The following is a 20,530-nucleotide window of genomic DNA, read 5'->3' as shown; positions in this document are numbered from 1 at the left end:
GCCAACGGGGAGGCATCGAATCGTGGATCGCATCGGCCAGCTACTGAAGTTCATCGACAAATCGAAAGTCGGCATCGAGGTAGCGCCGTATCACAGTCCCATCGTGTCTCGCAGTGACGGTTTCCAGAGCATTTCCCTCGACATCTTCGACGCCGACGAGTTGCGCCGCCGGGCCGAAGCGGACCCAGAGGTTCCGGACGCGAACGTGAAGCGGATCGAAGAAGTCGACCTCCAGGGGTCGGCAGGAGATATCGCCGACCTGGTGTCGGCCAAGTTCGGCGACAAACGATTCGACTACATTCTCTCGTCGCACAATTTCGAGCATCTCCCCGATCCGATTCGATTTCTTCAAGGTTGCCAACAGGTCCTTGCCGACGGCGGTGTTCTCTCCCTTGCGGTTCCGGACCGACGATTCTGCTTCGACTTCTATCGCCCGGTCACCGAGCTGTCCGAATGGCTCGACGCATTTCACGAAAAGCGGCAGCGCCCGACGCCTGGCCAGGTATTCAGGGGCACAGCCCTACGGTCGAACCTGAATGGCGGAGGCGCTTGGGGTGCTTTGCTCACGCCGGTGCCGACCCCGGACGAGAACATCGAGGACGCCTACGCGAAATGGCAGTCGATGCAAGGTGGTACGGACGTGGAGTACACAGACGCGCACTGCTCGGCGTTCACTCCTGCCAGCCTCGAACTGATGCTCGCCGACCTTCGCTTCCTCGGACTGATACGGCTGGAGACAATCGAGATCAGCCAGCCGAACGTCTTCGAGTTCTACGTCCATCTGCGAAACGTCGACGCCGCGCCGTCGTCGACCGACACCACGAGCTTCTACCGCAACCGCGCGGAGATCATGCAGCGAGCCGCTGCAGAGGTCGGTAACCGATCGCCGATCGCGTGGTTGATCCATACTGCCGGAACCCAAGTCGTCTCGACCGGCTCCCGATTGATAACCGCGGGCTCGCGAATGATCTCCGGAAAGTAGCCGACCTGCATATGGCGCTCAAAAATACACGTGACGGTACTTCCAACTGCCCTTGATTCGCCCCCTCACAGCTCCGGCAACCCACATCCACTGGCCCCGACGCGCACTCGACCAGTTCCACGGCAGCAGCGGCAGCCGGAACAGCAACCACCCGCCGTAGCCGAAGAGGATGAGGGGATTGCTGCCGCGCGCGCCTTGCTCGGCGTACTGCTTCGACAGGCGAGCTTCGGCGACGTTGTAGCTGCTCGCCTGATCGAACATCTCGCGCATGGTCGTTCGGTATCGGTACGCGACCAACGCTTTCGGGTTGTAACCGAGAGAATGACCATGTAGCTGTGCGCGCCAACAGATATCGACGTCGCTCCCCGCCGTGGGATACGTGTCGTCCCAGCCGCCGATCTCGTCGAACGTGCGCTTCCAGATTCCCATGTTCGCGCCGAATGTGATGGGCAGAAAGTGGGCGAGGACGGGCAGCTTCTCCGGCGGCGGCAGCGGTCGCCATTGCGCGACCGCGGGTTCGTTGAGTGTGTCTCGCTCCAATGGACCGCCGACCATCGCATGACTCGCTGCGGTATCGGCCATCGCGCTGAGCCAGCCCGGATGCACGGCATCGTCTTGATCGCAGTACGCGATGAAATCCTGTGTGGCAGCCCGTGAGCCGACATTGCGAGCGTGCGCAGTTCCACCCACATCCGACGAGTCGACCACTCGCATATTCAATTTCTCGCGCAACGGATGGGTGTCGATGTGCGCCAGCAGTTCTGGGCTTCCCAAGTTGTCGCTGACGATCACCTCGAAGAGACCGTCGAATTCCTGAGCTGCAAGAGCGGCAAGTTGGGTGTCGATCTCGGGCAAGGCCTCGTATGCCGCGATCACCACCGAGATACCCTTTGGCCGACCGAAGTCCTCGATTACGGCCGCGTCGGTGGTAGGCGAGTCTCTACGCAATCTCACACGTCACCGACGACTTCCGCGAGGACATCGAGGTAGCCCTGCACAATTCGTTCCCCCATCTCGGCATCGAACAGGTCGGTGGAGTACAACAGGCCACCGGTGATCCCCGCCGGTGCGCCGTCGTCATAGCTGTCGTTCAGGCTGAATTCGATGTCGTGCTTGGCGATCTCGACCTCGAACGGATGGCTGCTCACGCGAAGCTCGCCCAACTCGACATCGATCGCTTCCACGGCAGGCTGCAGAATGAACTGCACCTGGAAAAGCCGTTCCGTCGTTCCGCGCGCCTTCTGCAGGCGGGTGTTCGAGACGTCGGGATTTGCGAAGGCTCCCAACGCAGCTCGTCGCACCTTGGCCACGAGTGCTCCGAACGGCTCGCCTGCGGTCACCTGCACCCGCATCAGGACGTCATCGGAGAAATTGCCCACCACCTCCTGCACGCCAGGATCGTCACGACCACCGATCGAGGTGGCGACGGTGACGTCCAGGCTGCTCGCGAGCCGACTCACGTGTAGCACCAGAGCGGCCTGCAACACCATGAACAGACTTGCTCTGCTCTCGCGGGCAATCCGCACAAGGGCGGCGTGGGTCGATGCATCGATCGTCACGGACGCGGTGGCACCGCGTGATGTACGGGCCGCGGGGGCACTGCCGAAGTCGAGGCGTTCGGCGCGGCCGTCGAGTGCATCGCGCCAGTACTGCAGCTCGCGGTGCCCCACGCTGTTCAGGTCCTCGAAGTCGCCGAGAACGTCGTGCTTCCACAACGTGTAGTCGCGATACTGCAGCGGTAGCGGATCCCATTGCGGTGCAACACCTGCGGCACGCGCCCCGTAGGCCAGCATGACATCGCGCGACAGCGGACCCATGCTGAATCCGTCGGCAGAAATGTGGTGCACCACGATTGCCAGCACCTGGTCGTCGACATCCAATTCGAACAGTCTTATCCGCAAGGGCAATTCGCGCGAAACATCGTAGTCCGCCCACAGGTAGTCGCGCAGGCGGCCGTCCAGTTCGGACTCCGCGACTCGGACCCGATCGACCTGCGGAATCGCCTCCGCTGCTTCGGCTATGTCCTGCACCGGACCGGCGGCACTGTCCGGATAGCGCGTCCGCAAGGCTTCGTGCCGCTCCACCACATCGGCAGCGGCAGCTTGCAGCACCGTCAGGTCGAGTGCTCCGCGAATCCGCAGGGCGAACGGGATGTTCCAATCACCATTTGGCTGCAATTGGTTGGCATGCCAGATCCGCTCCTGCGCCGGTGCAAGCGGAATCACGGCCGGTCGTTCCCTGGCACGCAGGCGTGGCAACTCGGGACCGCGACGATCGATCCGTGCCGCAATCCCTGCGACAGTGGGTGATTCGAAGAATTCACGGACGCCCACCCCAGAGTCGAATGCCTCGTTGATGCGTGCGGTCACCCATGTCACGAGCAGGGAGTTGCCACCGAGATCGAAGAAGTCGTCGTCAGCGCCGATACTCGTGCGATCGAGCGCACTCGCGAAGACGTCGGCGACGATGTGCTCGGTGGGTGTCGACGGTGCCCGGAAGCCGCTGCTACTCGCGTACTCGGGCGCCGGAAGCGCTTTCTTGTCGAGCTTCCCGTTGATAGTGACGGGTAGCCGATCCAGAACGACCAACGCCGACGGGGTCATGTAGCTGGGAACGCGATCGGCGACGCCCTGCCGCACGGAATCGACATCGAGGCAAACCTTCTCTGCCGCAACCACATAGCCGACCAGGTTGTCGGCACCGCCCGGGCCCTGCCGGACGATCACCGCTGCCTGCGCGACGCTGGGATCCGCCTGCAATGCGGCTTCGACCTCGCCGAGCTCGATGCGGAACCCCCGTACCTTCACCTGAGAATCACTGCGCCCCACGTAGTCGAGCACGATGCGTCCGGTGGCATCCGGCCGCCATCGCACCACATCGCCACTTCGGTACAACCGGGAACCGCTGCCGCCGAATGGATTTGCCACAAACCGCTCTGCCGTGCGATCGGGCTGCCGTACGTAACCGCGCGCCAACTGGGCGCCCGCGATGTACAACTCACCCGCAACACCGACCGGCACCGGATGAAGTCTGCTGTCCAGTACGTAGACCTGGGTGTTCCATTCCGGTGCCCCGATCGGAACGGTCGGGCCGTCGTCCAGCGTCGCGCGGTAGTGCGTGACGCTCACCGCGGCCTCGGTCGGGCCGTACAGGTTGTCGACCGTGGCGGAACTGAAATCCGCTACCAGACGCGCTGTTTCGACGCCGAGGGCCTCACCGATGCAGATCACCTGCCGCAGCGAATCGATCTTGTCCGGAGCTGCCGCCGCATGGAACGCGGTCAGCATCGACGGCACGAAGTGCGCAACGGTGACGCCGCTCGCACGCATCGACTCGGCGAGGTAAACCTGATCCTGTTCGCCGCCCGGCTTCGCGACGATCAATCGCGCACCGGCAGTCAGGGCCCACCAGAATTCCCATACCGACAGATCGAACGTGGCGGCCGTCTTCAGGAGCAGCGCATCGGAACCGTCGAGGCCGTATTCGGCTTGCTTCCAACGTAGTTGGTTCACAATCGCGCCGTGTGGCACCGCGACGCCCTTCGGCTGCCCGGTAGAACCCGAGGTGAAGATGACGTAGGCCGTATTGCTCGCGCGCACCTGCCCGATCCGGTCCGCTGCGGCGATCGGATGCGAGCTTCGATGTGCCAGATCGATCGTGTCGACGAGCACTTCGTCGACGAGCAGTTCGTCGAGACCGTTGCCGGCCACCCGATGACGGGAGGTCGCCAGCACCAGCGCGGGCGCTGCTGCGTCGAGCACGTGTCTATTGCGCTCGGCCGGGTGCGTCGGATCCAGCGGGACGTACGCGCCGCCCGCATGAGCAACGGCATACATGGCGACTATGAGATCGAGAGACCTCGGCATCGTGAGGGCAACACGCGACTCCGGGCCTATCCCCCGCGCGATCAGCTCGCGGGCAAGGCGATTCACGCGGACACCGAAATCGGCGTATGTCACTTCGCTGCCGTCGAGCACCACAGCGATCGCATCCGGTGTTGCAGCGCACTGACGGGTGAACAGATCCGCCAGCGTGTCGGTCGGATCGATCGGGTGCGCGGTGTCGTTCCACGTTGCCAGCTGTCTGTGACGTTGTACCTCGTCGAGGATGGCGATATCACCGACGACCACTGCCGGGTCGGCAATCACGGCTCGGACTATCCGCTCGAACCTGGCAGCGAACTGCGCGGCCGTATTTCGATCGAACAGATCGGCGGCGTAGGTGAACGAGCCCGCGATCTCGGCGGGGTTGCCGTTGTCGTCGTGTCGATCGACCAGCGTCAGATGCAGATCGAACTTCGCAGGCTCGAATCCCGCGTCCAGGACGTCGACCTCGACGCCGGGAAGTCGAAAGGTACTGCGCTCCAGATTGTGAAAGGACAGCGCAGCCTGGAACAACGGGTGCCGGGCCGCCGATCGGGTCGGATTGAGCACCTCCACCAACCGCTCGAACGGCACGTCGGCATGACCGAACGCGGCGAGGTCGTTGGCACGCGCCTGCTCGAGCAATGCGGTGAACGGGGCGTCGGCCGGAACCTGTGTTCGCAACACCAAGGTGTTGACGAACATGCCGACCAGATCGTCCAGCGCCTGTTCACCACGTCCGGAAATCGGTGTCCCGATCGCGATGTCGGATTGGTTCCCGAGCCTGCTCAGCAGTACAGCGAAAGCCGCATGCATCACCATGAACAGCGTCGAGTTGCGCTGGTGCGCAAACTGAATCAACGCTCGGTGAATGCGTCCGTCGAGCGTGAAGGCGTACGTTTCACCGCGGAAGGATTGTTCGGGCGGGCGGGGGCGATCGGTGGGCAGCTCGAGCTGCTCAGGTAGATCGCGCAAGAACTCGCGCCAGTACGAGAGCTGGCGACCGGCCAACGTGGTCGGATCGTCCTCGGCACCGAGTACGGCGCGTTGCCACAGGGCGTAATCGGCGTACTGCACGTCGAGCGGTGCCCACGACGGCTCCCCACCATGGGAGTACGCCGTGTACGCGATCATCACGTCACGTGCCAACGGCCCCATCGAGAAGCCGTCCGCCGCAACGTGATGAACCACGAAGACCAGAACGTGCTCGGCAGGGCCGGCACGGAAAAGGCGGACCCGAACCGGCACCTCGACCGCCACGTCGAAGCCCGCCGACGCCACTTCGACAACTCGCGACACCACATCATCGGCACTGACAGCGATCGGATCGAGATCCGGAATCGCCTGCGCGGCGGGCACAATCACCTGCCACGGGCCGGAGTCGGAGTCCGGGTACACGGTGCGCAGCGACTCGTGTCGCTCGATCACCGCTGCCAGTGCCAGCCGCAGCGATGCGGTGTCCAGGTCGCCCGACAGCGTCAGCGCGAGCGGAACGTTGTTCACACCTGATGCGGTGTCGAACCTGTTGAGAAACCACATCCGTTGTTGCGCAAACGAAAGCGGTATGCGATCCGGCCGTGGCATGCGTTCGAGCCGCACCTTGCTCGCGTCCGACGAGGCTGACTCGGCATGCACTGCCAACTGCGCGACGGTCGGATGCTCGAACACCGTGCGGATTGCGATAGAGGTGCCCAACGCCGCGTTCACTCGCGCGACCAATCGTGTTGCGAGAAGGGAGTTGCCGCCGAGTTCGAAGAAGCTGTCGTCGACCGACACCCGCTCGACGCCGAGAAGTTCGGCGTACACGTCGGCAACTGTCTCCTCGACCGGATTCTCGGGCCCGCGGAACTCGCGTTCCGTCACGAATTCCGGAACCGGTAACGCCCGTCGATCGAGCTTGCCCGCTGCACTGATCGGCAGCGCGTCCAGCACCATCACAGCGGACGGGACCATGTATCGCGGCAGAGCAGAACTCGCGCGCTCACGAACGGCCGACGAATCGAGGGTCACGCCAGGATCCGCGACGACGTAGGCGACCAGGTTGTCGCCGGTGTGCGGGTCGGAATGCATCGCCGCCACCGCTTGGGCAACACCGTCGTGGCGGGCGAGGACCATCTCGACTTCCCCCAATTCCACACGCAGACCACGCAATTGGACCTGCGAGTCGATCCGACCGATGAAGTCGAGATCGCCGGCCGTACTGCGGCGTACCAGGTCACCCGTCCGATACATGCGAACCGACGCTCCGCCGTACGGGTTCGCGACGAAGCGCTCGGCCGTCAGCCCCCGACGATCGTGATAACCCCGCGCCAACCCGGGGCCACTCAGATACAGCTCGCCGGCGACCCCGGCCGGAACGGGATGCAGACGAGCGTCGAGCACCAACGCCTGCACCCCGGCAACTGGTCTACCGATGGTGATCGCCTCCCGTCCGTCGAGCGGCGCCGTGATGGTGACGACGATGGTGGTTTCGGTGGGCCCGTAGCTGTTGAAGAACCTGCGGCCGGGCATGAACCGCTGCACCAGATCCGGTGAGCACACGTCGCCGCCGACCACGATGGTGCGAAGCTCGCTCGCGCCTGCGACATCGATCGTTCCGAGTGCTGCCGGTGCGGTGATGATGTGCGATACCCGTTCGGCGTCGATCAACTCGGCGAGTTCCGTCCCGCCGACGATCGAGGGTGGCGCGATCACCAGCGTTGCGCCGGCACTGAATCCGGCCAGTATCTCGAAGATCGATGCGTCGAAACTGGACGACGAGAATCGCAACATGCGCGACTCGGCGGTCAGCTCGAGATCGGTTCGGACATCGGCGCAGAACGTCGACAGCGCGGCGTGCGTGACGACCACACCCTTCGGTGTTCCTGTGGTTCCGGAGGTGTAGATCATGTAGGCCGCCGACGCATGCGAGATCGCGCCGACCAGCGGCTCCTCCGATTCCGCGATACTCACGTCCTCGGCCACGTCTCCCACGACGACCCACTCGACATCGTCTGGCAGTCGATCGACCGTGTCGGCAGCCGTCAGCCCGAGCACCGCGCCGGAGTCGGCGAGCATGTGGGCTATGCGTTCGTTCGGATGCGCTGGGTCGATCGGCACGAACGCGGCGCCGGTCTTCGCAATCGCCCAGACCGCGATGACAGACGCGATCGAGCGCGGGAAGGCCACCGCAACATAGGTTTCCGGTCGAGCACCGCGCGCCGTCAAACTGTGCGCCAGCCGGGTGGACGCAGCATCGAGTCGTCCGTAATCGACGTCGATGCCCTCGCAGGTCAACGCGATGCGACGGGGATTCAGTGCCGCCGCGTCGGTCAGGATCTCGCGCAAGAGGCGTGGCCGCGGTGCGTCGTCGCGCCCGGCGAGCGACGTCGCCCGTTCGGTGGGCGACAGGATGTCGATGTCGCCGACGACGCCGCTCGGATCGGCGGTCACGCTCGTCAGCAATCTGACGAATCGCTGCGCGATCAGATCGACGGTCGGCGAGTCGAACAGGTCGCTCGCGTACGTCACCGACGCCGACATGCCGTCGCTGCCGGTCTCCCGGAACGTGAATTCCAGATCGAACTTCGCGACATCGATACCGGGGTCAACCGGCTGGACCTCGAGACCGGGAAGTTCGAGCGTGCCCATTCCAGGTTCCTGCAGCGACAGCGCCACCTGGAACAGCGGCGAATGCGCCTGCGAGCGAACGGGATCGACAACTTCGACGACTCGCTCGAATGGCACATCGGCGTGCTCGTATGCGGCGAGGTCGGTGCGTCGGGCCCGCGCAACTACGTCGATGAACGACAGGCCCGGCTCGACATCGACCCTCAGGACCAAGGTATTCACGAACATCCCGACAAGATCGTCGAGTGCCCGCTCGGCCCGACCGGCGATCGGCGAACCGACCGCGATGTCCGCACTCCCGCTCAGCCGCGACAACAACACCGACAGTGCCGCATGCAGGACCATGAACATCGACGCGCCGCATTCCCGCGCGAGCGTGGTCAGCCTGTCGGTCAGCTCCGCTCCGATGACGAAATCCGTTCGGCCACCACGCATCGACGCGACGGCGGGACGTGGCCGCACCGTTGGCAATTCGAGCACGGCCGGCATAGCCGCCAGCTGTTCCCGCCAGTAGTTCAGCTGCCGCGAGCCGAGCGCAAGCACGTCGGACTCGTCACCGAGCAGTCGGTGCTGCCACAGCGCGAAGTCGGCATACTGAACCGGCAGCGGCGCCCAGGGCGGCGGCTCGCCCGTGGCGCGTGCCGTGTACGCCAGCAGAATGTCGCGCGCGAGCGGCATCGTCGACACCCCGTCGGCGCTGATGTGGTGTACCACCAGTGCCAGCACGTGCCGGTGTGGGTCGACTCGAAACAATTTGCCCTGCAAGGGAACAGCTGCGCCGACATCGAATCCCACGGCGAGCGCCGCAACCAGTTCGGCGCCCAGAATCTCGTCGGTGACAGCGACAGGAGTGAGGTCGAGCGCAACGTCGTCGACGGACAGAACCTCTTGATACGGACCGACAGCCGAATCCGGGTATCGCGTTCGCAGCGACTCGTGCCGGTCGAGGACATCCCGCACGGCTGCGCGCAACGCAGCGACGTCGAGCGACCCGACAAGTTGGACCGCCAACGGGATGTTGTAGGCGGGCGACGCGGTATCGAACTGGTTGAGGAACCACATCCGTTGTTGCGCAAGGGAGAGTGGAATTCTCGTCGGACGCGAGCCGGCGACCAGATCGGGCCGCACGACGTCGCGTTGCGCACTGTCGATTCGACTTGCCAGTGCCGCGACAGTCGGCGCATCGAAGAGTTCCCGGACCGCGAGACCGATCCCCCACATCTCGTTGATCCGCGAGATCACGCTGGTACCGGTGAGCGAATTGCCACCGAGGTCGAAGAAGTTGTCGTCGGCGCCGACTCGACCTGCGGCAAGAACGTCCGCAAACACGCTCGCAAGGTCCGCTTGTGTGCCTTCGCTGGGAGCGACGTAGCGGCGCACGGTGAACACCGGTGCGGGAAGGGCTTTCGTGTCGACCTTGCCGGACGTGGTTCGCGGCACGGTGTCGACAGCGGTGATCGCCGACGGCACCATGTACTCGGGCAACAGACCGCGAGCGTGTTCGGTGAGCCCGATCGGATCGGCCGCGTGCCCATTCCTCGCCACCACATAGGACACCACGGCGGTGCCGCCGGACTCGCGCGCGTGGCCGACGGAGACAGCGGTGTGCACACTTGCATGCGCTGCGAGGACCGCATCGATCTCACCGAGTTCTATTCGATGACCACGAACCTTCACCTGGAAGTCCGTGCGGCCCAGATACTCCAACTGCCCCTCGCTGGTCCATCGAACGAGGTCACCCGTCCGGTAGAGGCGCGAGCCCGCGAGACCGAAGGGATTGGCAACGAACCGATCGGCGGTCAGCCCGGCGCGCCGGTGATAGCCCCGCGCCAGGCCGATTCCGCCCAGGTACAGTTCGCCGGCCACACCCGTCGGCACCGGACGTAGCCGAGCATCGAGCACCACGACATCGGTGCCGACAATCGGGCCGCCGATCGAGATCGCCCTACCGGGTTGTAGTGGGCCGCAATGCGTTGCCATGACCGTGGATTCCGTCGGCCCGTACGCGTTGAACATTCGACGCCCCGGTGCCCAGCGCTGGACCAGCGCGGGATCGCAGGCATCGCCACCGACCACCACCACCTCTAGTCGATCGAGTCCGACCGGATCGACGGTCCCCAATGCGGCTGGAGTGACGAAGGCATGGGTCACCGCGTTCGACCGGAGTATGTGCGCCAGGTCCGCACCACCGAAGACGTCCGTCGGGACCACGACCATCGCGGCGCCCGCATCGACGGCCATGAACAAGTCGAGTATCGATGCATCGAAGCTGGGCGAGGTGAAGTGCAACGTACGCGAACTCGCCTGTACGCCATAGTGCTTGCGCTGTTCGGCCGCGAAGGATGCCAGGCCTGCGTGCGACACCACGACGCCCTTCGGTACTCCGGTGGACCCGGAGGTGTAGATCATGTAAGCGGGATGATCTACGCGGATGGGCGTAGCGCGGTCGGCATCAGTGATGGGATCCGACGGCTGATCGTGCGCCTCGTCGGCGTCGATCATCAGCCAGTGCACCGTGCCCGACAGATCGGCGCGGTGGGCCGCGATGGCAAGACCTACCGCCGCGCCGCAGTCGTCGATCATGCGCGCTACCCGGTCTGCAGGATAGGTCGGATCGACCGGCACGAACGCGGCACCGGACTTCGCCACCGCCCAGATGGCCAACACGGACTCGGGCGAGCGTGGGACCGCCACCGCGACAAAGTGTTCCGGACCTACCCCGTATGTGATCAACAGCCGAGCGAGCTGGTTCGACCGCGTGTCCAGTTCCCCGTAGGTCATGGTGGCCGTCGGGTGGATCAAGGCAATGGCGTCGGGATTGCGAACCGCTCCGGCCAAAAGATCGGCCAAGGTCCGAGCACCGACTGCGGGAGCACCCTTGGCAGGCACGAGGGCGTACTTCTCGGCGGCCGAGAGGAGGTCGATCGCCCCGACCGGGCGGCCCGGTTCGGCCGTCGCGGTTTCGAGGATCGTGGCGAAGCGGTGAGCGAACGCCTCGATCGTCGCCGCGTCGAACAGATCTCGCGCGTAGGTGAACGATGCGGTTGCGCCACAGCGACTTCCCGCCGAATCGTATCGCTCACGCACCGTCAGCTGTAGATCGAATTTGGCGGTGCCGAAATCGATGGGTTCCGATTCGATGCGCAATCCGGGCAACCGCACCGTGTGGTCGCGTTCGTCCTCGACCGCAAGCACGACTTGGAAGAGGGGGTGATGAGCAGTCGATCGAACCGGATCGATCAACTCGACGAGGCGCTCGAATGGGATGTCCGCGTTACCGTACGCGGCAAGATCGTCCGCACGCACCCGCTCGAGCAGTGCGCCGAACGACTGCTCGGTATCGACCGCAGTGCGCAGCACCAGGGTGTTGACGAACATTCCCACGACGTCGTCGAGTTCGCGCTCGCCACGACCTGCGATCGGAGCACCGATCGCGATGTCGGTGGTCCCGCTCATTCGCGCCAGGAGCACCGCCAGCGCCGCGTGCAGGACCATGAACCGGGTTGCGTTGGCCGATCGAGCGAGCTCGTCCACCGCTGCATAGGTTTTCGCGTCGATCTCGTGATCGACGCCGGCACCGCGGTACGACGGCACCGCGGGGCGGCGTCGGTCCGCGGGCAACGACAGTACCTCAGGAAGACCTGCCAGACGCGATGTCCAGTACTCGATCTGCCTGCCTGCCAGAGAATCGTGGTCGGCCTCCGATCCGAGCAGCGCGTGCTTCCACACCGCATAGTCGGCGTACTGGACCGGCAGCGGCGCCCACGACGGCGTTCGATCCTTGCTGCGTGCCGAATAGGCGTCGACCAGGTCGCGCGCCAGCACCTGAATCGACCAGCCGTCGATGCTGATGTGGTGTACCACCAACACGAGCACGTGCTCATCACCAGCCGAACGCAGCACTGTCAGATCGACCGGGATCTCGTATCTCACGTCGAAACCTGTTGCGGCGATTCGCTGAACACGATCCGGCAGTGGATCGGAGTCGGCGCAATCGATCACGTCGTCGAACGCCAGCTCGTCCAGAGCGTCTACGGTCGAGACGATCTGCTGCGTCGGACCGCTCGGCGAGTCCGGGTAGAGCGTGCGCAGAGACTCGTGCCGATCGATGATGTCCGCGAAGGCTTCCCGCAAGGCCGCGACATCCAACTCGCCGGTCAATCGCAGCGCCGCGGCCACGTTGTACGCACCCGAAGCCGGATCGAACCGGTTCAGGAACCACATGCGGCGCTGCGCTGGGGACAGCGGAATCGTGTCCGGACGGTTTCCCGCTACCAACGCCGGTCGGTGCATCCGCCCGCTGAGCACGCCGTCGACAACCCGCGCGAGGGCACCGATGGTGGGCGCCTCGAACACCTCCCGCACGCTCAGCTGGATGCCGAACTCGGCGTTGACTCTGGCCAACAATCGAGTTGCAATCAGCGAGTTGCCGCCGAGATCGAAGAAGCTGTCCCGGGTGCCGACGTCGACGGTCTTCTCGACCTCGAGCACCTGCGCGAATATCTCGGCGAGCGTCAGTTCGGTCGGACTCGCCGCCGCAACGTACTCGGCGGAGCTCGAAAAGGCTGTCGACGGAAGGGCCTTGCGATCGAGCTTCCCACTTGCGTTGAGCGGCATGCGCTCCAGCGCGACGACCAGCGCGGGCACCATGAATTTCGGCAAGCCGACCGCTGCCGCGTCGAGCACATCCTTTTCGTCGAGGTCCGCGCCGTCCGCAGCGACCACGAACGCCGCAAGGTAATCGCCTGCCGGCCCGTCGTTTCGAACGACCGCCACCGCCTGCGACACCTTGTCATCGCGCAGTAGTGCGGCTTCCACCTCACCGAGTTCGATGCGCTGTCCACGCAGCTTCACCTGGAAGTCGTTACGCCCCAGGTACTCCAACTCGCCGCTCGGCGTCCAGCGGACCAGATCGCCGGTGCGGAACAGCCGCGCACCTGCTGCTCCGATCGGATCGGCGACGAAACGCCCTGCCGTCAGATCCGGCCGTTCGATGTAGCCGCGAGCAAGCTGCACGCCACCGAGGTACAGCTCCCCGACCACTCCGACAGGCACCGGTTGCAGTCGAGCATCGAGGACCAGGGTTCGCGTGTTCCAGGTCGGCGCACCGATCGGCACCAGGCTCTCGCCCGGTCGGACCTCGTGATGGGTGACGTCGACGGCCGCTTCGGTCGGTCCGTAGAGATTGTGCAGCGGCACGTCCAGGGCCGCGTGCACTGCGGCAGCCGTGCTCGCGGTCAATGCTTCACCGCTGGTGAACATTCGGCGCAGCGGCGTGCGCCGCGCGGAGTCGAGTCCCGGTAGGAACACATCCAGCATCGACGGTACGAAATGAATTGTCGTCACGCCGTAGTCGCGAACGATGTCTTCCAGATAGTCGCGATCACGATGACCGTCAGGCTCCGCAAGCACCACCCGAGCACCGGCCTGCAACGGCCAGAACAGTTCCCACACGGAGACGTCGAAGGTGGTGGGCGTCTTCTGCAAGACGACGTCGTCCGTACCGAGCGGGAAGCGATGCTGCATCCACAGCAGGCGATTCACGATGGCATCGTGTGTTATCGCAACGCCTTTGGGCCTGCCCGTGGAACCGGAGGTGAAGATCACGTACGCCGTGTTGCCGACGCGCAAGGGAGACAACCGCTCGGAATCGACGATCTTGCCCGCGTCGTAACCGGCCGGATCGATGCGGTCCATGGCTGCGCTCGTCAGGACGAGGACGGGGGCGGCAGTCGCAACGATATGGTCGGTGCGCTCGTCGGGCTGATCGGGATCGATGGGGACGTAGGCGCCTCCCGCCTTCCCCACCGCGTAGATCGCCACCAGCAGCTGCAGCGACCGCGGTAGCGCGATTCCGACCGACGACTCCGGGCCCACACCGGCCTCGATCAGATAGCGCGCCAATCCATTCGATCGTGCGTCGAGTTCGGCGTAGGTGAGGGCCGTCGTCCCGAACACCACCGCAGTGGCGTCGGGCGTCCGCGCCACCTGCGCTTCGAAGAGATCGACAAGAGTGGTTGCGGGCACGGGGTGCGCGGTGTCGTTCCAGTCGGTCAGCACCGAACTGCGCTCGGCCGGATCGAGCACATCGAGCGTGCCGACCGCAGCATCCGGAGTCGTTGCGATGGTGCGCAGCACGCGCAGCAGCCGCCCTGCGAGAACCTCCGCGTCGGTGTCGTCGAAGAGGTCGGTGCGGTATCGGAGAACGATTCGCAAGTCGGGATCCAGCATCGAGACAACGGTGATCGGGTAATGGGTTGCGTCCCTGCCACTTACGGAGCGCACTCGCATCCCGGCGAAGTCCGTGTCCTCGTCGAACCCCGCCCGATCCACCGGGTACGACTCGAAGACGGCCAAGGTGTCGAACAGCGCGCCGACCTGCGCTCGCGCCTGAATATCGCCGAGCGGCGACTGATGATGGTCGAGGAGGTCAGCCTGCTCGGTCTGCAACCGCGTCAGCAGGTCGCCGAAGGTCTCGTCCGGATCGACCCGCACGCGAACCGGCACAGTGTTGATGAACAGGCCGACCACGTTCTCGACGCCGGACAGCTGCGGCGGGCGACCGGAGACGGTGGCTCCGAATACGACGTCGCCGCGAGAGAGCAACCGCGACAACAGCAGTCCCCAACTCGCCTGCACCACGGTGTTCATCGTGATGCCGAACGCACTGCAGACCGCCGTCAAGCCTGCCAGCAGCTGCGGCTCCAGGTCCACGGCCTGTTCGGCTGGAATCTCGAGTGGCGCATCGACATCCGCGCCCGGCGCCAGCAGTGTCGGTTCGGTGACGCCCGCCAACGCCGCCGCCCATACTCGTCGCGACTCGTCCGAGTCGAGGCTCGCGCGCCATTCCAGATAGTCCCGATACGGCCGAACTTCCGGCAACGACCCGAGCGCAGCTCCTGCCGCGTACCGAATCAGCAACTCGCGCAGCAGCAGTGGGTTGGACCACCCATCGAGGACAATGTGATGATTCGTTATCGCGAGTACCCAGCGATCAGCGGTGAGCCGAATCGCGAGCAGGCGCAACAGCGGCGGTGCTGCGAGATCGAACGGAGCGACCCTCGCGTCGTCGAGGACTCGCTGGAGTTCGCCATCGCGATCGTCGTCGTCGCAATGCGTCAGATCGATGTCACTGAAAGGCAATTCGACGGAATCGAGCACAACCTGCGCAGGATTGCCGGCGTCGTCGTAGACGAATGCGGTGCGGAGGTTGGGATGGCGCGTCAGCAGTCCCGCGCCCGCGGCTCGCAGGCGAGCCGAGTCGACGGTCCCCGTGACATTCAGGATCAGCTGACCGGCATAGACGTCGAGCGAGCCGGCCGCGAGCGTCGCGTGGAAGAGCAGCCCTTCCTGCATCGGTGCCAAGGACCACACATCGGATATCGACGGGAATCGTCGATGCCAGCGGTCGATCTCGGGTTGCGTCACCGAGACCAGCGGAAGATCCGATGGTGTCAATCCGCCCGCATCGGGCGTATTCGCATGCTGGGCAAGACCTTCGAGGGCCGCACGCCACAGGTCGGCCAGCTCACCGACCTCGGGCGCACTCAGCACGCCGGTGGGGAATCCGAACGACGCAGTCAGGTATTCGCCTCGGTCACCGGGCACGACGACGGCGTTGATGTCTACCGCGCTGCCCACCACCATGTTCGGACCGCTGTACGCATTCAAGTCCGGCGCGGACGGATCGGGCAGGAATCCCGCGGCGCGTACCGCATCCGACACGGTGCCTGCGCTCAATCGACCCAGGTAGTTGAAACAGATCTGCGGCGCGCCCCGCTTCGCCAGTTTCGGACCAGCAACGTCGTCCAGGTAGCGCAGAACTCCGTATCCGATTCCGCGTGACGGCAGTGCGAGCAGCTGCTCCTTGACGGCTTTGACGACCGGACCAGTCGCCGGTCCACCCCTGATCGCGTCGCCCAGATCGGTGTGGGCGGGGATATCGAGTCGGACCGGGAACGCGCTGGTGAACCAGCCGATCGTGCGCGAAAGATCAGCGCCCGCAACCGCATCGTCCTCGCGCCCGTGCCCCTCCAGCGTCAAGAGCACAGACGTCTCGGTCATACCGCGCAGGTGGCGCCACTGGGCGACGGCGATCGCAAGAGCCGACAGCAACCCGTCGTTGACTCCGCATCCGAAGGCCGTGGGCAGCGTCGTGAGCAGGTCGGCGGTTACCGCGGAGGTCAGCTCCACGTGCACCCGATCGACGGTCGAACCGATGTCCACGGCGGGGTCGAGGGGTCGCGATCCGAGCAACGGGTCCGGCACGTCGAGGATCTCGGCCCACCGCGGTAGTTCGTCCGCATACCGACCGGCGCGTGCGGATTCGAGTAGGCCGTGCGCCCACCGGCGCATCGACGTTGCGACAGCGGGCAATTCGATTGCCGAACCCGCCGCCGACTGCGCATAGGCAGCCGCGAGGTCGGGGAGCAGTACCCGCCAGGACACCCCGTCGATCGCAAGGTGATGAACGACGATCAGCAGGCGGCTCGACGTCGGCGACGTCAGCAACACCGCTTGCAGCAGCTCGCCCTCGGCGGGATCCAATCGTCTTGCCGCGGCGGCGCATTCGTCGATCAGCTCACCATTGCCATCGTCGGCGGGAAGTTCTCGACGCACTACGACCGGGGCAACTGTTCCCACCACACGGGTTTCGAGGCTCCACCGCCCGTCCGGGCCAAGGAAGAAGCGTGCCCGCAGAGCGTCGTGACGATCCATGACCGCTCCGAGCACTGCCGCCAAGCGATCGTCGGTCACGTCGTCGGGCAGTTCCAGCAGAGCGGCCTGATAGAACGCCGCGAAGTCGCCGCGGTCTGCCATGGCATGCATGATCGGTGTCAGCGGAATGTCGCCGACCCCGCCGCCTGCCAACTCGGCAAGGACGGCATCGGGAGCATCGGTGATCGGTATCGCGATCTTCGCGATCTCGGCAACGGTCTTGCGTTCGAACACTTCCCGAGCGGTGAACGTAAGCCCCTGCGACCGTGCTCCGGTCACGATTTGCATCGCGATGATGCTGTCGACGCCGATCGCGAACACCGAATCGTCGATGCTCACGCGTTCGATACCGAGGGCCGCAGCGACGACACCGGCGATAACCCGCTCGGCGTCCGTCGTCGGCGGCCGGTAATGCTCTGCGCGAGAGGCGAATACCGGCGCGGGAAGCGCGCGACGATCGAGCTTGCCTGCTGCGGTCAGCGGAATCCGGTCGAGCACGATCACCGCAGCCGGAATCATGTGCGCAGGCAGGGTTTCGGCGGCACGCTCGATCACCCGGGTTGGATCGGTATCGGCGGCCGCTACCGACTTGACGTAGGACACGAGAGCCGAATTGCCCGCATCCGTGCGGTACACGATGGTGACGGCGAAATCGATGCCGTCCTGACGAAGCAGCGCATCGTCGATCTCGCCCAGTTCGATACGGAATCCGCGGAGTTTGACCTGATGATCGGATCGGCCGATGAACTCGAGTTGACCGTTCGTCGTCCACCGCACCTCGTCACCTGTGCGATACATCCGAGATCCGTCGGCGCCGAACGGATTTGCCACGAATCGGTCGGCTGTGAGAGCGGAGCGGCGATGGTAGCCGCGCGCGAGTGCAGGTCCCGCGATGTAGAGCTCGGCGATCACACCGGCAGGCACCGGGCGCAACTTGCGATCGAGGACCAGCGCCGCGACACCCTGCAGCGGCGCTCCGATGGTGATCGCCGAACCTGCGGTCAGGGGATCGCCCGCCGTGACCACGATCGTCGTTTCGGTCGGACCGTAGCTGTTGGTGAAACGGCATGCGTCGCCGAAACGTGCGACGAGGTCTGGGGTGCAGACATCGCCGCCGACCAGCACCGCTTCCAGATCGTCGAGGCCGCGCGGATCGACAGTGTTGAGCACGGTCGGCGCGGAGACGATGTGAGTGACCCGTTGGTCGCGCAACAGGTCGACCAGTTCGGTGCCGCCCAAGACATTCGGGGGCGCAACGACCATCGTCGCTCCAGCGCTGAACGCCTGTATCTGCTCGAAGAGCGACGCATCGAAGCTCGACGACGAAAAGCGCAGCACGCGGGACTCACTGCTCACCCTCAGTTCGTCACGCGCCCCCGCGGCGAAGTTTGCCAGTGCGGCGTGGGTGACGACCGCGCCCTTGGGAACACCGGTGGAACCGGAGGTATAGATCATGTACGCCGGATGATCGACACGTAGTGCGGCGGTGCGGTCGTCGTCGGAAACTCCCGCGGCCGAACGTATCCCAACGCGATGCCGAACCGCCGGATCGTCGAGCACCACCCATTCGATTGCGGTCGGCAGGTCGGCGACATGCTCGCCGGTGGTGAGACCGAGCAGAACGTTCGAGTCGTCGACCATCCGCGCAACACGGGCCGCAGGCAGCTGCGGATCGATCGGAACGAACCCCGCACCGGTCTTCGCGACAGCCCACAGAGCGACGATCGCATCCAGCGATCGTGTGAACGCCAGACCGACGAACGTCTCGGGTCCGGCACCCGCATCGACCAACAGCCGCGCAAGGCGGTTGGCGGTGGCGTCGAGTTCGCGGTAAGTCAGCTCAGCACCCGATGCGACGGCAGCGACGCCGTCGGGGTTGATCGACACACCCGCCGCGAGCAGATCCGGCAGCAACTGCGGGGGCATCGCCCGAGGTCCGCGACACGGAACCAACGCGGCATATTCGTCGGCGCGCAGAACGTCGATCTCGGTGACAGCGCTATCGGATCGTGATTGGGCGAAAGTCGTGAAGAACTCCAGAAATCGTGAGTGATGCGCCCGAATATCGGCCTCGGAGTACAGATTCGGATTTGCCTCGAAATCGATATGCGCGCGAGTGCCCGCAACGCTCGGATAGATGTTTATCGAAAGATCCTCGACCGGGCCCGTGGTCAATACGTGCAAACGCCCGATCATGTCGCCGAAACGAATCTCGCTGTGAAACATCATGATGTTGATCGCCGGACCGAAGAAGCCGCGCCGACCCTCGCTGCCGCCGCCGTCTCGCCGGATGTCTTCGTGCCGATAGCGCTGGTGCCGCAGAGCGCCCGTCAGTTCCAACTCGGCTCTGTCGATGAGGTCGCCTGTGGAGACGCCCGCCTCGACACCCAGCCGGATCGGGACGACGTTCGACACCATGCCACCCGAACGGCGAAGTTTTGCAGTGGCGCGTGCTGACACGGGGAGGCTCAGCACCACGTCGTCCTCGCCCGTGAGCCGCGAGAGGTAGGCGGCGACGGCGGCAACCGCGACGGGCGCTATCGACGCCACATCGCGCCGCCTCATCACCGCGTCGAGGGCGGATTCCGTTGCGGGAGAGAGCGGCTCACTCACGACGATCGGCAGCGTGCCGACGTCGGCGGTTCGACCGGCGAGACTGATCGGATACGGCAGGTTTTCGGTGCGTTTCGCCCAGTGCGCGGCGTCTTTGCCGAATCGTTTGGACTCGCGGTAGCGGGTCTCCTCAGCGCTGATCTCGGGCAACGGCACCGCACGGACGTCGTCGATCGGCCGACCTTCGACCACGGCGGAGTAGCGCTCCGCAATACGATTCACAAAATTCATCGCGCCGAACCCATCGAGCGCGATGTGGTGAATTCGGGCATACCAGTAGTAGCTGTCGTCGGCGATCCGCAACGTCACCGACTCGATCAGACGATCGGACAGCACGTCCATCGGCGCGCTGTACTCGGCGCGCATCCAGGCTTGTGCTGCTGCCGCCGGATCGTCGTCGTCGCGGAAATCCAGGTGCGTCATCTGATCGCGAAGCGAGTGATCGATCTGCTGGAACGGTTGATCGTCCACTTCGACGATGCGCAGCATTCCGGTGCCGATTTCGCGTGCCGCTTCGGCAGCCGCCGAATTCAGCACCTCGATATCGAGATCGCCGTCGATGTGGACATATTGCGCTATGACAATCGGCACGGCGCCGAGTAAATGCTGCGCAAACCAGATTCCACGCTGAGCTGAAGAAAGCGGGAACAATTCGGAGGCAGTGTTGACACGATCGGGGATTGTGCAATCGGCGACGCCCTCCGAGGAAGGTCGTTGCGACGCCAATGTAAATCCCCCAAAATTC

Annotated in this window: 3 protein-coding genes; 1 reads left to right on the top strand and 2 read right to left on the bottom strand. The window is 64.8% G+C overall.

Going from position 1 to position 20,530, the window contains the following annotated elements:
- Positions 1 to 22 precede the first annotated feature (22 nt).
- Positions 23 to 982 (top strand): methyltransferase domain-containing protein, encoded by a 960-nt coding sequence (locus FOY51_RS14640; RefSeq protein ID WP_187776326.1) that lies wholly within the window; start codon positions 23 to 25, stop codon positions 980 to 982.
- A gap of 18 nt (positions 983 to 1,000) precedes the next feature.
- On the opposite strand, the gene FOY51_RS14635 is transcribed toward FOY51_RS14640, so the two are convergent.
- On the bottom strand, positions 1,001 to 1,936 hold the full coding sequence (locus FOY51_RS14635) for a glycosyltransferase family 2 protein (RefSeq protein ID WP_235916339.1): 936 nt from the start codon (positions 1,934 to 1,936) through the stop codon (positions 1,001 to 1,003).
- The gene (locus tag FOY51_RS14630) at positions 1,933 to 20,436 is read right to left on the bottom strand and encodes a non-ribosomal peptide synthase/polyketide synthase (RefSeq protein ID WP_235916337.1); all 18,504 of its coding nucleotides are present in this window, start codon (positions 20,434 to 20,436) and stop codon (positions 1,933 to 1,935) included. Before FOY51_RS14630 ends, FOY51_RS14635 begins: the two co-directional genes overlap by 4 nt.
- Between the last annotated feature and the right edge of the window lie 94 nt (positions 20,437 to 20,530).

It is taken from the genome of Antrihabitans cavernicola (genome assembly GCF_008297975.1).
Taxonomy (GTDB): domain Bacteria; phylum Actinomycetota; class Actinomycetes; order Mycobacteriales; family Mycobacteriaceae; genus Antrihabitans; species Antrihabitans cavernicola.
Note: the sequence above shows the minus strand (reverse complement) of the source record. Positions and strands in the feature narration are given on the sequence as shown.